Annotated in this window: 12 protein-coding genes; 4 read left to right on the forward strand and 8 right to left on the reverse strand. The window is 62.7% G+C overall.

Annotated features, from left to right (window positions below):
• The 6 genes from UP09_RS27740 to UP09_RS27765 form a co-directional block, all read right to left on the reverse strand.
• Positions 1-899 (reverse strand): ABC transporter ATP-binding protein (locus tag UP09_RS27740; protein ID WP_063840164.1); only part of this gene is annotated, 899 nt, incomplete at its 3' end.
• Between the two features lie 2 nt (positions 900-901).
• Positions 902-1741: a nitrate ABC transporter permease gene (ntrB, locus tag UP09_RS27745; protein ID WP_044541518.1), complete on the reverse strand. Its 840-nt coding sequence runs from the start codon at positions 1739-1741 to the stop codon at positions 902-904.
• Between the two features lie 172 nt (positions 1742-1913).
• Positions 1914-3299 (reverse strand): CmpA/NrtA family ABC transporter substrate-binding protein, encoded by a 1386-nt coding sequence (locus UP09_RS27750; protein WP_044541519.1) that lies wholly within the window; start codon positions 3297-3299, stop codon positions 1914-1916.
• Between the two features lie 106 nt (positions 3300-3405).
• The gene (locus UP09_RS27755; RefSeq protein ID WP_044541520.1) at positions 3406-4284 is read right to left on the reverse strand and encodes a sulfurtransferase; all 879 of its coding nucleotides are present in this window, start codon (positions 4282-4284) and stop codon (positions 3406-3408) included.
• A gap of 48 nt (positions 4285-4332) precedes the next feature.
• Entirely contained in the window at positions 4333-5460 is a 1128-nt protein-coding gene (locus tag UP09_RS27760) for an acyl-CoA dehydrogenase family protein (protein ID WP_044541521.1), read from the reverse strand.
• Positions 5461-5499: 39 nt separating this feature from the next.
• Positions 5500-6042: an OsmC family protein gene (locus UP09_RS27765; protein WP_044541522.1), complete on the reverse strand. Its 543-nt coding sequence runs from the start codon at positions 6040-6042 to the stop codon at positions 5500-5502.
• Between the two features lie 264 nt (positions 6043-6306).
• Between UP09_RS27765 and UP09_RS27770 the strand changes: the two genes are divergently transcribed.
• Both UP09_RS27770 and UP09_RS27775 read left to right on the forward strand, forming a co-directional pair.
• On the forward strand, positions 6307-6969 hold the full coding sequence (locus UP09_RS27770; RefSeq protein ID WP_044541658.1) for a TetR/AcrR family transcriptional regulator: 663 nt from the start codon (positions 6307-6309) through the stop codon (positions 6967-6969).
• A 185-nt stretch (positions 6970-7154) separates the two neighbouring features.
• Entirely contained in the window at positions 7155-7493 is a 339-nt protein-coding gene (locus tag UP09_RS27775; RefSeq protein WP_044541524.1) for a hypothetical protein, read from the forward strand.
• A gap of 802 nt (positions 7494-8295) precedes the next feature.
• On the opposite strand, the gene UP09_RS27780 is transcribed toward UP09_RS27775, so the two are convergent.
• Positions 8296-9354, reverse strand: coding sequence for a DUF21 domain-containing protein (locus tag UP09_RS27780; RefSeq protein WP_044541525.1), 1059 nt, complete (start codon positions 9352-9354; stop codon positions 8296-8298).
• Positions 9355-10246: 892 nt separating this feature from the next.
• Positions 10247-11446 (reverse strand): TrmJ/YjtD family RNA methyltransferase, encoded by a 1200-nt coding sequence (locus UP09_RS27785; protein WP_044541526.1) that lies wholly within the window; start codon positions 11444-11446, stop codon positions 10247-10249.
• Between the two features lie 346 nt (positions 11447-11792).
• On the opposite strand from UP09_RS27785, the gene UP09_RS27790 reads away from it, so the two are divergent.
• Together UP09_RS27790 and UP09_RS27795 are read left to right on the forward strand one after the other, a co-directional pair.
• Positions 11793-13502 (forward strand): alpha/beta hydrolase family protein, encoded by a 1710-nt coding sequence (locus UP09_RS27790; protein WP_245302246.1) that lies wholly within the window; start codon positions 11793-11795, stop codon positions 13500-13502.
• 123 nt (positions 13503-13625) lie between these two features.
• Positions 13626-14834: an NADP-dependent isocitrate dehydrogenase gene (locus UP09_RS27795; protein ID WP_044541528.1), complete on the forward strand. Its 1209-nt coding sequence runs from the start codon at positions 13626-13628 to the stop codon at positions 14832-14834.
• The last annotated feature ends 19 nt before the right edge of the window (positions 14835-14853 follow it).

Here is a 14853-nt window from a genome sequence, read left to right on the forward strand (position 1 = left end):
CCCGGCCATGACGCCTGTGTTGAATGCTCGGCCCCCGACGCAATCGTCAGTTCCGGCAGCCCCGGCCGCACGGTGGGAACGTGGCGCGGATCGTGATCGGTCACATCGGCTGCAAAACTCTTGCTGCGGCTGACGAGGAAATCGACGATATGATTTCGCAGCGCGTAGTAATAGGGGTGGCGATGCAGGTCGATGCGGCCGCGCTCCTTGGGTAGCGGGTTCTCGACGATCTCCGCCAGCACCGCGCCCGGACCGTTGGTCATCAGGAAGATCTTGTCAGCGAGGAAGATCGCCTCATCAACGTCGTGGGTGATCATGAAGGTGGTCTGGCCGGTTTCCAGACAAATCCGCCGCACCTCGTCCTGCAGCGTCCCTCGCGTGAGCGCATCCAGCGCCGAGAACGGCTCGTCCATCAGCATGATCTTCGGCGTGATCGACAGCGCGCGCGCGATGCCGACACGCTGCTTCATGCCGCCGGACAGCTCGGACGGATGCTTGTGTTCGGAGCCGGTGAGGCCGACGAGATCGATGAACTTCTGCGCGTGTGCCTTGACCCGCGCGCGATCCCATTTGCGCCATTTCGAGCTCACGGCATAGCCGACATTGCCGAGCACCGTGCGCCACGGCAACAGCGCGTGGCTCTGGAAGATCACGGCACGATCGAGGCTGGTGCCCTCGATGCCCTGCCCGTCGACGATGACAGTGCCCTCGCTTGGCTCGTCGAGCCCAGCGAGGATGTTGAGCACCGTGGTCTTGCCGCAGCCGGAATGCCCGATCACGCAGCCGAACTCGCCGCGCGCCATCGACAGCCAGAGGTTCTCGAACACCGTCGTGGTGCCGCCATCGGGCCCCGGATAGCGCCGCGCGATGGCTTCGATTGAAATGAACTTGTCGGTCATCGCTACTCCGGAAACGTCACCATGCGCGTGAACCGCGCAAGGACCTGGTCGAGCAGCATGCCGACGATGCCGATCAGCAGGATCGCGATGATCACATTGGTGATCGACAGGTTATTCCACTCGTTCCAGACGAAGTAGCCGATGCCGGTGCCGCCGACCAGCATCTCGGCCGCAACGATCACCAGCCAGGCAATCCCGATCGAGATCCGCATGCCGGTGAGGATCGTCGGCGCCGCTGCCGGCAGGATCACGGTGAAGGCGCGCCTGACGGTGCCGACCTCGAGCGTGCGCGCGACATTGATCCATTCCTTGCGCACGCTGGCGACGCCGAACGCGGTGTTGAGCAGCATCGGCCACACCGAGCAGATGAAGATGACGAAGATCGCCGAGATCGAGGAATCCTTGATGGTGTAGAGCGCAAGCGGCATCCAGGCCAGCGGCGAGATCGGCTTCAGCACCTGAATGAAGGGATCGAGTGCCTTACTGATCAAGGGCGACATGCCGATCAGGAAGCCGAGCGGGATGGCGACGACCACGGCAATGAAATAGCCGAGCGCGACGCGTCCCATCGAGTAAGCAAGCTGGATGCCGAGCCCCTTGTCGTTCGGCCCGTTGTCGTAGAACGGCCGCTTCAAATGCTCCCACAGCTTTGCGCCGACATCCACCGGTCCCGGCATCGCCGACTTGCCCTGCGTTGCCGTCAGCCCCATCAGTTTTGCATATTCCGGGCTCATGTTGGCAGCGGTGCCGGTGCCGCGGGTCGCAAGATGCCAGGCGCCGAGGAAGACGGCGAGCAGCGCGATGGAGACGATGGCGGCACGAAGGCGGAGAGAGAGAGTCATTGCGCAAGCACCCTCCGCACGTCGTCCCGGCGAAGGCCGGGACCCATACGCCGTGCTCTCGCGAGAGGGCACACGGGGAGACGTCTCGCGCAATAACTCACGGTCGTGGTTATGGGTCCCGGCCCCTCCGTGCGCAATTGCGCACTAGGCCGGGAGGACGGAGAGATTCCGCTCACGACGACTTCCTGATCTTGAAGCCCGCGAGATAGTCGTCGGGCTTCTCCGGATCAAAAGTCTTGCCCATCACCGAGAACGACTTGTAGGACGTCGCCGGCGGCGACAGCCCCATCTCGGCCATCACCTTCTTGGTGTCGGTGGCGAGATAGACCTGCTCGGCCACTGCGTGATAGTCGACGTCGCCCTTGATCTGGCCCCAGCGCTTCATCTGCGTCAGCATCCACACCGCAAAGGACTGCCACGGGAACGGATCGAAATCGACGCGCTTCGCGTCGGTCTTCACGCCACCGAGCCCGTCGGCATAGGTGCCGGTCAAGACCTGTTCCAGCACCGTGACCGGCGCGTTGATGTAGTTGGCCGGCGCGATTGCCTCCGCGATCTGCTTGCGGTTCTCGGCCTTCGATGCGTAGCCGGTCGCATCGACGATCGCGCGGGTCAGCGCGGCGAACGAATTCGGCGCCGTCGTGATGAACTCACGGCTGGCAGCGAAGCTGCAGCAGGGATGGCCATCCCAGATCTCCTTGGACAGGATGTGCAGGAAGCCGACACCGTCATAGATCGCGCGCTGGCAGATGTTGTCGGGCGCAAGGAAGCCGTCGATATTGTCGGCGCGCAGATTGGCGACCATCTCCGGCGGCGGCACCGAGCGGAGCTGCACGTCGACGTCAGGATCGATCCCGTGCTCGGCCAGATAATAGCGCAGCAGGTAATTGTGCATGGAGTAATCGAACGGAATGGCGAACTTCATGCCCTTCCAATCCTTCGGGTCGCGCCGGTCCTTGTGCTTCATGGCGAGCGTGATGCCCTGCCCGTTGATGTTCTCGATCGCAGGCACCGTGAACGGTATAGCTGTGGCCCCTAACCCGAGCGAGATCGCGATCGGCATCGGCGCCAGCATGTGGGCCGCGTCGTATTCCTTGTTGATGGTCTTGTCGCGGATCACCGCCCAGCCGGCGGTCTTCACCACCTCGACGTTCAAGCCCTGCCTGGCATAGAAGCCGAGCGGTGCTGCCATGATGATCGGCGTCGCGCAGGTGATCGGGATGAAGCCGACCTTGAGGTCCTTTTTCTCCGGCGCACCGGCCTCGGCAAATGCCTCGGTCGCAGTTTTCAACGGAAAGAACTGCGACAGCGCGGCGAGCGCAGTCGACGCGCCAACCGATTTCAGGAACGCACGGCGCGCGGCGTCCTGCGGAAAGACCGCCCGCATCACGGCCGAGGCGACCACGCCTTCGTAACGCTTCTCTTCACTTTCGACCGGCTCACAACGCAGCGCGCGGTCGGCATGATCGTGCTCGGCAGCAGAGCGATGCTGTCCGCAGACGCAAGCAGACCGCGTGAGCGCGCGGTCGGCGTCGAAGGGATCGTCGAAGGTGGACATGCTGCGCCTCATTGTCGCACCTGATCGCAGAGAGCACTGCGATCCGGCCAGTTGATCACCGCCCGGCGGCGTTTTGCGCCGCCAGACGGTGAAAAACATGCACTTTCTATGCCGCCTTGCTCGTTGCGACGTCAGCGGTCGGCAGACCTTCGTCGATCGGCAGTGACGGATCGCGTGACCATTCGTTCCAGGAGCCGAAGTACATCCGCACGTCCTTCACGCCGGCGTTCTTCAGTGCGAGGAATGTGTTCGAGGCACGCGCGCCCTTGAAGCAATAGAGATAGACCGGCGTCGACTGCGAGATACCGACGGTGGCGCATTCCGCCAGGATCTCGTCCTTGGACTTGAAGCGCGGGCCTTCGCCGGTCGGCTTCATCATGCGGTACCATTCGAGCCAGACCGCACCGGGAATGCGGCCCTTGCGCGGGCAGTAATCCTTGCCGTAGGGCGAGGAGCTGTCGCCGATCCACTCGTCGACATCGCGCACGTCGAGGATCGCGATGCCGGGCTTGTCGAGCGCCGCCAGCATCGCCTTGGCGTCGATCAGGATGTCGCCGGCCTCGGGCACGATCGAGAACGAGGCCTTCACCGGCACCGGAACGTCGGTGGTCACAGGCAGGTCCGCCGCCTTCCAGGCGTCGTAGCCGCCATGCAGCACCTTCACCTTGGGATAGCCAAGCATGGTGAGCAGGTAATAGCCGCGACAGGACTGGCCGAAGCCGGAATTCATCGACTGCTCGTAGATCACGGCGGTTTCCTTGCCGGACAGGCCGGCAGCGCCGAACGCATTGGCGAACTTGGTCTTCAGCTCGTGCATGCCTTCCGGCGTCGAGGTCGCCAGATAGGTGAAGATGTCATGCACATTGACGGCGTTGGGCAGGTGCCCCGCCGCGTAGGCATCCGGATTCCGTGTGTCGATGACGACACAGGGTTCTTTCGCGATGAGCCCGGCAAGTTCGCCGGCGGTGATCAGAACGTCCGTCATGGCAGCCTCTCCTGTTTGCAGTTGCAGTCTTGGTGGTCCCGAACTTCTTCACGCGTCCGCCAGCATCTTGCGCAGCTGCTTGGTGGCGGGGGTCACGATGGCGACGAAATAGGCCTCGCGAAGCCTTCGCTGCGCGCGGTGGCTCTTCAGATAGCCGCGCGCGCCGCAATGGAGCATCGCCGCATGCGCGACCGCGACGCTGGCGTCGCCGATCCGCAAGCGCAGCGCGACGACGCGGCGCCAGTAGCTGTCGTCTTCATTGTAGGGATCGCGCGCCAGCGTCATCGCCTCCTTCTCGAACTCGGCATAGAGCTCGCGGAACTGCAGCGGCTGCTGCGGCAAATAGCGATTGACGTGGCCGAGCGGCGCATGGACTTCGTCCATGATGTTGATGCAGTCCTTCATCAGGCCGAGGCCCATGCCTGCCTGCAGCAGGATGAAGCCGGCGCGGATCTTCTTGACGAACGGTGCGGCGGTCTCGGCCAGGATCAATTCGTCAGGCACGAACACGTCGCGGAACTGGACGCCATAGGTGCCGGTGCCATCCATCGCCAGAAACGGTTTGCAGGGCGTCAGCGTGATGGCAGGATCGGAGCAGTCGGCGAGGAACATCACGGTGCCGCCGGACTCGGGTTTACCGTCCTCGTCCTCACGCTCGAAGATAGTGCCGAAGTAATGGTCGGGCCCAAGGTTCGACACCCAGGGCAGCGCGCCGCGGACGACATAGCCGCCCTCGACCTTGCGGCCCTTCAGCTTCAGCCGCTCGATGCCGAAGAAGCTCTTCATCGGGTTCGACAGCCCGGTGCCGCCGAGCACGCGCCCGCTCGAAAAGGCGTCGCCGAAGCGCGTGGCGAGCTTCATGTTGGTGGAGTTCGCCGCGTACCAGACCAGCGTGTTCTGGCACCAGGCCATGAAGGCGGTGGCGCCGCAGATCTCGCCGAGGGCGGCCATCGACTGGATGGCGCAGCGCAGATCGGCCGGCCCTTCCTGCGGGACGTGGCTGGCCCAGGCGCCGACCTCGCCGAGCCGACGCAGGAATTCGCCGGGATAGACGGAGCCGGCATCGATTGCGGATGCAAGCGGTGCCAGCTCCTGACGGGCCAACCGGGCGACCTCGTCGGCAATGGTCGGTGCGGGATCTGCAATGTCGACCCGCGATAAAGCCAGTGAACCCATCGTTCGTCTCCGCACCTTTGATTGCTGCAAGTTTTGGCGTTACGCGCTGACCTCGAGATTGACCGGACGGGTGAAGGTGTTGGCGACCGGCGACCACTTCTTCACATGCGTCACCAGCGCATCGATCTCGTCCTGCGGGATGCCTTCGCACTCCATGTCGACCTTGACGCGGACGTCGGTGAAGCCGACCGGCTTCTCGCTGACGTCGCCGGTGCCCCACACTGCTGTGATGTTGAGGTCGCCCTCGAGCTGCAGTTCGAGCTTGTTGACGACCCAGCCACGGTGCACGGCGTTGGCGTGCAGGCCGACCGCAAGGCAGGAGCCGAGCGCGGCGAGCGAGGCTTCCGACGGATTGGGCGCGGTGTCGTCGCCAAGCAGGCCCGGCGGCTCGTCGACGATGTAGGGCGCGAGATTGCGGATGTAGTTGGAATGGCGGAACCGGCCCTCGGCCACCGTCTTGCACTTCAAGGTCTTGATGACCTTCGGGTTGGCCTTGCCGTTGGCAATGAGCTGTTCCAGCCCGTCCTTGTCGATCGGCGCAAGGCAGCCGGTCAGTACCGTTTTTTGAGCGACAGCAGTCATCAGTTTTCTCCCTGGAGCGGTGGAATAGGTAAGGATACCGAACGGTCTGTATCCTGCATAAGGCGTGCCAGACCTGGCCGGACTTGGGCCAAATCAAAAGCCGAACCGGCGCAGACGCTTAGCCTGCCATGCCCATGGATTGATCAGGACGCCGCTGCCCAAACGAAATGCATCTGCCGCCAGGGAGCGATTATTTTGCGCGCATGACCGGGCGAACGAAGATGCGACTTGATGATTGCGCCGCGGTCCGATTTACTGCCGCGCATGGCCAAATCAGTTGCGAAGAAAAAACCTGCTGCGGCGTTCGCCGCCGGCGACGATGAATCCGCGCGCGGGCGTTTGCTGAACGCGGCGACGCATCTGTTCTGCAAGAACGGCATCAACGCGACCGGGATCGACGCGATCATCGACGAAGCGGGAACCGCGAAGACCACGCTCTACAAACTGTTCGGATCGAAGACCAACCTGGTCCACGCGGTGCTTGAGAACGAAGGCAAGCAGTGGCGCGAATGGTTCATCGGCGCCATCGAAGCCGGCGGCGGCGATCCGCAGACCAAGCTGACGCGGATCTTCCCCGCGCTGAAGATCTGGTTTGCCGAGGACCGCTTCTACGGCTGCCCCTTCATCAATGCGGTCGCCGAGCACGACAAGGACCAGAAGCAGTTCCGCAACATCGCCCTGAAGCACAAGAAGGTGGTGCTGGCGCACATCGAAAAGCTCGCCGCTGAAATGGGCGCGGTCGAGCCGGCAAGTCTCGCCCATCAGCTCGCATTGCTGATCGACGGCGCCATCGTCGCCGCCATGGTGTCGTGCGATCCGGGCGTCGCCGACACCGCAGGCCTCGCCGCCGGCAATCTGTTCGCGCCGTCGAAAGTGAAGAAGCCGAAGCGCGCGGGCAGCGCGGCGGAGCAGTTGGTCGCGGTCTAGGGAGCGTACTCATCATTCGAGCTTGATGGTGAGGCTTGCTCGATGTCCGCTATGCCCGGACAGCGACTCAATTCTGCAGCGCAATGAAATGACGCGATGAGCCATCAACGGTCATTGACGCCGTCACCGTAGGCACGCACCTTACCATATCCCATGCTGCCTCGTTCCCGTTGCGGAGCACAAACATGAATGCAGACTGCCAGATAACAGCCCTGCCACTCGGTGAGTTCCGCATGGGCGTGGAGGGATTTGGGGCAGGTGTTACCGTGAAAAGCAAGCCGATCAAATGCCTAGAGAAGGAGATCGTGTTTGTGAAGCCACAGAGCGCCGCATCGTCGAACTGGCACGAAGAGTTCGTAGAATTCTCTGCGGATGGGCGGTTTCTGTTACTTCACGGCGAATTTTCAACATTCGTCATAGATATTGAAGGTGGCACGTTGTCATTATTCAAAGATACAATTCGATCTCCTAATGGAATATGGTGCGAAGAAACCTCAATTCTCGGCAGGGACATCTCCATGTGAGTGGAACGCGACGCCATTATTATTTGCAGTTCCAATTTTTGAATGACTCTGACTTCATCAAACAGCGCGGCATCTATCACGAACTGCGGTTGCGGCAAATCGTGGAAGCAAAGGACAAGAAATTCACATAATGCCTCGTGAAGCGACGCTTACCCAACATCGCCTTGTGTTCGGCGATGCCCGGGCCCTTCACAATAGGCCAACAGGCGCAACTGCGATAAAGTTTGGTCATCATGTGCGAACCCGTTTTGCGAGACTGGATATGGGCTGAAGGACGAGGGCCGGAGCTACGGCGCGCGCACTTTGGCGGGATTGGATTGAGCCTTGTTGCGCTGGACTACCTGAACCCGGATTGGTCTTCAGACGCGGACATCAAGCATTTGATCATTCATCGAGCGCAAGTACATCAATACACGCCGCACGAAGTCTATAACTACTCCCGCGACGAAGGCGGTGGGGGCCTTCGATCGGTCAAGCGGCCATTGTGCATCTTCGGAAGTCAGATTGGTTGCTGACGTTTTCGCAGCAGCATTTAGCCCGCTGCAAACACTATCGCCTGATGTTCTATGACGAGTATCTCGACATCATCTGCGAGAATATTTCCGCGGAAAATGGTCCTTATCGTTCGAGTGCACGATAAGCAGAGGCGCGACCATCTTGAGCGCCTTCGTGATGGTTGCACGAAGGCTCTTCCACGCCAATCATCCGCCGCAGCCCTTAATCGTCCTTTTCCGTTGTGGGCCCGAAACGAAAGCCGGTCCGCTTGAAAAACGTGTCCGCTTCGCTTCCCACTTAATGGTTGCTACGGCTTTTCCCGCCGCTCCAGCCACGCCGCGGATCGCTTCTCCACCGTCGCGATGCCGCGCAGCAGCCGGCCGAGCAGATCGGAGCCGGTGATGATGCGCCTCTCGCCGCTCCAGACCAGGATCAGATCGTGCTCGATCACGTCGTCGCCCGGCGTTTCCGGCACCACCTTCATCAGCCCGATCACGTCGCCCAGCCGCGCCTTCGGGTCGCGGACGATGATCGGGCGATGCCAATAGGCGGTCGGGTCGCTCTCGAGCTGGTTGAACAACGCATCGCGCAGGAAATGATGCGCATCGAGCACGAACACCGGCTCGCCGGCGAGATCGGTCACGATCACCCATTTCATCCCTGAGGCATCGACGCGGCGCAGGAACGGATCGTCGGGAACGCGGTCGAACTTCGGCAGCACGCAGCGCTGGTTGGCCAGCGGCAGGCTCAAAATGCTGTCGGCATGAATGACCTCGCCCTCTTCGCACACCGAGATGTCGTCGAGGTCGAGAAAATTCTGGGCGCCGGTCGCCTCCACTCTGCTGATGTCACCGCCGTCGACAACGTGCCGGGCGATCATCTGCCTGAGACCTTGTTCGCGCAGATAAATGATGCCTTCGGCCCCCAGCCACCAATCGAGCGCCATGGCGGTGGGCTTGGCCAACGGAAACAGCACGACGCGGTAGAAGTTCAGGAACGGCAGAAACCGCGCGGTCATCGCCAGCGCATTGCGCGAGAAATAGGCTTGGGGGAAAATCTCGCCAAGCAAGGTGATGGCAACGGCCGAGAACACGAACGCGCCGACCCCGGCGAGCACCGAGTCCGACAGCAACGTCAGCATCACATTGGTGGTGACATTGCCCCAGATGATGGTCGCCAGGATCTGATTGGCGCTCCTGCGCAGTTCGAGCACGCTGGCCGCGTTCTTGTTGCCGCCATCGGCTTCGATCTGAAGCCGCAACAGGCTGAGGCTGAAGACCGCGAGATTGAGTCCGGAGAACACCGCCGATTGCAGGATGCAGGCGGCAATGCCGACCCAGGTCGAGATGATCGCAAAGTAGGCCATGGGCTATCCCGCCTCGATGTTGCGGCCTTGCGGGTTTATCACAGACCAGCGAGGTGACAGCCGAATGACTTGACTGAACGCCTTGGCCGATCTCCCGGAGTAGCAGCTCCGTAGGGCGGATTAGCCGCGAGGCGTAATCCGCCCTCTTGCGGACAAGCGGCGGACTACGCTGTCGCTAATCCGCCCTACATCTGAGTTGCCCGACGGCGCAAGCCCATCGCACAAAAATATTTCGCTTTATCAGAAGCGCAACTCAGTGCTATAGATTTCCCGTCTCACCCGATTGAGGGGCGCGTCGCGATCGTCACGGGTGTTGCGGTGAGATGCGGTGGCCGCTGCGGCACACGAGACGAACGTGCCATGGCGGACGGTGAAATCGTGTGGACCTGACGCCCCAGTGGTCGGTGTCTCCTCGCGAAGTGCGCGAAAGCGTTTTTGCGGGGGCGGTGACAACAAAGCCCGGTCTCGCCGGGGAGAGCACGTATAAGCCGTAAAGCCATCGCGCAGGGAATGCCGGAGTGCCTCCGCTGAACCTGTATGCTCGTGTGCGTTATCTTTTCTACTCTTGCACACGAGACCGCGGGTGCAGCGTGCACCCGGCATTCCCTGCGCCCTCTGTTTCAACAGGGCGAAACGAAACGCAAAGCTCGGGCAGATCATGTCGCGAGAAGGCGAAGATGCGTCCCCATCCACAGATGTCATCGCCCGGCCTGTGCGCAATTGCGCACATGGACCGGGCGACCCAGTACGCCGCGGCCCATCGGCTCAAGCACGGCCGTCTCTGGAATACTGGTCACCCGCATGCGCGCGTGATGACACCGCGATGTTTGATCGTGAATTGAGAACCATCTCCAGCGTCGTCCTGGCAAAAGCGGAGAGCGACCGTGAAAGCTCACCGCCCTTGCTGAAGCCCCGCCTCCAGCCGCGCCAGTTCACCCGCAAGATCGTGCTCCAACTCAGCCGACTGCATGTCGACCACCCTGTAGTCGCGCGCCTCCAGCCACGCCTTGCGTCCGGCGCGGTCGGCGGCGATCGCATCGCTCTCATCGGGATTGACCAGCTCGATCGCGAGCCGGTGCACGAAGGAGACAAAATCGGGGATGTGGCGGCCGACCGGGGTCTGGCGCTTGAACAGGCCGGCGAAGCGGCGGTCCTTGGTCAGCGCCTGCCACAGGATCCGCTCGGCGTCGGTCGGGTTGCGTCGGAGCAGCCGCGCCAGGCCGCGGACGGTGCTGCTGTTGTCGGCGACAGCGCCGCCCTGCCCCTGCTCGGCGAGCAGCGCCCGCAGCCGGGTCGCCTGGGCGCCATCGAGCACGCCGCCCTTGGCCGGGCCCTTCCGGCCCTCGGCGATCGCCATCACCACGCCATGGAGGGTGTGCATGTCCTGCTTGGTCGGGTCCATCCGGGTGAAGATGTTGCGCAGGTTCACCAGCATGGTGTCGCGCTTCTCCGCCGGGCGCAGGAACTCGACCTTGTCGAGCTCGGCGACGAGGTTGTCGAAGAACGCCTGCATCTGGTGCTGGGAGGCCGGCTCGGACCTTTCGGGCATCGCGAAGGGCAGCGCGCCTGTTGTCGAGAGCTTGAACCATTCATAGCCCATCAAGAGCACCGCCTGTGCCAGGTTCAGCGAGGCGAAGCCCGGGTTGACCGGGAAGGTGATGATGCGGTTGGCGAGCGCGACCTCGTCGTTGGTCAGCCCCGAGCGCTCCCGCCCGAACAGGATGCCAGCCCCGCCGCCGGTGGCGACATGGCCGACGATCTCGCGGGCCGCACCCTCCGGCCCGACCACCGGCTTGGCCTGGTCATGGGCACGGGCGGTGGTCGCGAACACCAATGTGAGATCGGCGATCGCTTGCTCGACCGTGTCGAACAGCTCGACGGTATCCAGGATGTGGTCGGCGCCGGCGGCGGCGCGTTGGGCGGCGACATTCGGCCAGCCGTCGCGCGGCTTGACGATACGCAGCCGGCTCAGCGCGAAGTTGCCCATGGCGCGCGCGGCCATGCCGATGTTCTCGCCGAGCTGCGGCTCGACCAGGATGACGACGGGACCGGCAAGGTCGTGCCCTGCCTTGGTCTTGTCGGTGCCGGACATCTCACTTCACTCTCTGATTCAACGTCTGAAGATTCTAAATCAACTTCCGAAGACGCTGATTCAACATCTCATGCAGGGGCCAGGGACCGGCTGTGCACCGGCTGTGCACCGGTTTTGTCCAAGACCATTTTCTCCAAGGAGATAACAGGGTTAGCGGCGTTTGCGAATCCTCAATCGGAATCTCCGGCACGCAATGTCAGAGTGGCGCCCTGTACGCACCTTGCGCGCGCTTCGCCTTCGGATAGGGTATCAACCACAATCAAAGCGAAGCTGTAAAGCCAAGCTTCAGACGCCGGTTTAACGGCGAAAAGTGCAGGGGGAAGCGAAAATGCGGGGCAGATGGACGTTGGCGATTCTTGGAATCGTCCTGATCGTGGCGGGCGGACTGCTCGCCTTCGTCACCCAGACCGCGGGTGGCATCAAAATCCAGGACATCAGGTTCAAGGGCGCCAAGGGCAACACCATGAGCGCCCTGCTCTACATCCCGCCGAATGCGACGCCGCAGATCCCCGCGCCGGGCATCCTCGCCGTCCACGGCTACATCAATTCGCGCGAGACCCAGGACGGCTTCGCGATCGAGTTCGCCCGCCGCGGCTATGTCGTGCTGGCGCTCGACCAGACCGGCCACGGCTACAGCGACCCGCCATCCTTCGCCAACGGGTTCGGTGGTCCCGACGGCCTCGCCTATCTCCGCAGCCTCGACATCGTCGACAAGGACAATATCGGGCTCGAGGGTCACTCGATGGGCGGCTGGACCGTGCTGGCGGCAGCCGCCGCCATGCCCAACGACTACAAGTCGATGGTGCTGGAGGGCTCCTCGACCGGCAAGCCGTTCGCCGCCGAGGGCACACCGAGCTGGCCGCGCAACGTCGCCCTGGTGTTCGCCCAATACGAAGAATTCTCCACCCTGATGTGGGGCGTGGAGCTTGCCCGCGACGTGACCCAGAGCCCGAAGCTGTGGGAGCTGTACGGCACAAAGGGCGCGGTCGAGCCGGGCAAGGTTTACGGCGATCCGGCCGCCGGCACGGCGCGGGTGCTTTACACGCCTGCGATGACCCATCCGGCCGAGCACATTTCGCATGAGGCGATCGGCTATAGCCTCGACTGGTTCGCCCGGACGCTGAAGGGCGGCACCCCGCGCACGGTCGACGACCAGATCTGGTTCCGCAAGGAGATTGGGACCTTGATTGCGCTGATCGGCTTCGTGGCGCTGGTGATCGGCATGTTCGACGGGCTGCTGGAAGCGCCGATGTTCTCGCGGCTGCGGCTGCCTGCTATTGCCGACGGCACCATGCCGCCGCATGAGGCGGCTTCCGGCCGGCGCTGGACCGCGGCGTTGATCCTGTCCGCCTTCATCCCGGCGCTGACTTACTACCCGGCGTTTGCGCTCGGCGGCACCTTCGTGACGCCGTCGGCGTTCCTGCCGCAGGGCATCACCAACCAGATCCTGGTCTGGGCCATCATCAACGGCCTGATCACGCTCGCCCTGATGCGGCTCGCGCCGAAGCGCGCCAGCCGGGCGGGCCTGATCGGGCAGTCCGTCATCATCGCGGTCGCCTCGGTTGCGGTCGGCTATGCGGCACTGTGGCTTGCCGACCTCGCCTTCGAGATCGACTTCCGGTTTTGGATCATCGCGCTGAAGTTGATGAGCGCGAAGCAATTCCTCATCTTCCTGATCTATCTGATTCCGTTCACGGCGTTTTTCGTCGTGGCGCTGCACGTGCTGCACCGGAATTTCTCGACCTTGGGTGCCCCGCGCGGTGTGCTTTATCTCACCAATATCCTGGCGCTGACGCTCGGCTTCATCGTGTTGCTGGTGCTGCAATACGGCACCTTGTGGCTGACCGGAAAACTGTTCAACCCGATCCCGGACCCCGGCTTCGTGCCGCTCTCGACCATCGTCGCCATCCAGTTCGTGCCGCTGCTGGCGATCGTGGCCGTGATCGCGACCTTCACCTGGCGGCGGACCGGCTCAAGCCTGCCCGGCGCCCTGATCGCGGGGCTGTTCGTGACCTGGTACGTCGTGGCGGGAACGGCGACGCAGGTCCCATTTTAGGTGAAAAGATGGGCTGAAACTGCATAACCGCTCCGCTTCCGCCCGCCCCCGGGCGGTGCTATAGCGCGGGGATATTCCACCCCGCCGTCAAAAGCGTGCCGTTCCCAAGAGGGCCTCTCCGTCATGGCAAAAATCAAGGTATCCAATCCCGTCGTCGAACTCGATGGCGACGAGATGACCCGGATCATCTGGCAGTACATCAAGGACAAGCTGATCAACCCGTTCCTCGATGTCGAACTGCTCTATTTCGACCTCGGGATGGAATACCGCGATGAAACCAACGACCAGGTGACCATCGACGCCGCCGAAGCCATCAAGAAGGTCGGCGTCGGCGTCAAATGCGCCACCATCACCCCGGACGAAGCCCGGGTGAAGGAGTTCGGCCTGAAGCAGATGTGGAAGTCGCCGAACGGCACCATCCGCAACATCCTCGGCGGCTGCATCTTCCGCGAGCCGATCATCTGCAAGAACGTGCCGCGGCTGGTTCCCGGCTGGTCCAAGCCGATCATCATCGGCCGTCACGCCTATGGCGACCAGTATCGCGCCACCGACATCAAATTCCCCGGCAAGGGCGTCCTGACGATGAAGTTCGTCGGCGAGGACGGCACCGTGATCGAGCGGGAAGTGTTCAAGACGCCCGGCGCCGGCGTCGCGATGCAGATGTACAACCTCGATGACTCCATCATCGACTTCGCCCGCGCGTCCTTGAACTACGGCCTGATGCGCAACTATCCGGTGTACCTGTCGACCAAAAACACCATCCTCAAGGTCTATGACGGCCGCTTCAAGGACATCTTCCAGGATGTCTACGAGCGCGAGTTCAAGAAGGATTTCGACGCCAAGGGCCTGACCTACGAGCACCGCCTGATCGACGACATGGTGGCCTCCGCCTTGAAGTGGTCCGGCGGCTATGTCTGGGCCTGCAAGAATTATGACGGCGACGTGCAGTCCGACACCGTGGCGCAGGGCTACGGCTCACTCGGCCTGATGACCTCGGTGCTGCTGACCCCCGACGGCAAGACGGTGGAAGCCGAAGCCGCCCACGGCACGGTGACCCGCCATTACCGCGAGCACCAGAAGGGCAAGGAGACCTCGACCAACTCGATCGCGTCGATCTTCGCCTGGACCCGTGGCCTCGCCCACCGCGCCAAGCTCGACAACAACGCCGAGCTGGCCAAGTTCGCGAACACGCTCGAGAAGGTCTGCGTCGATACCGTCGAGGAAGGCTACATGACCAAGGACCTCGCGCTCCTGGTCGGCGCCGACCAGCGCTGGCTCTCCACCACCGGCTTCCTTGACAAGGTCGCCGAGAACCTGACGAAGGCGGCGTAAGCTGCCGACACCGACCACA

This window comes from Bradyrhizobium sp. LTSP885, from assembly GCF_000938305.1.
Taxonomy (GTDB): Bacteria; Pseudomonadota; Alphaproteobacteria; order Rhizobiales; family Xanthobacteraceae; genus Bradyrhizobium.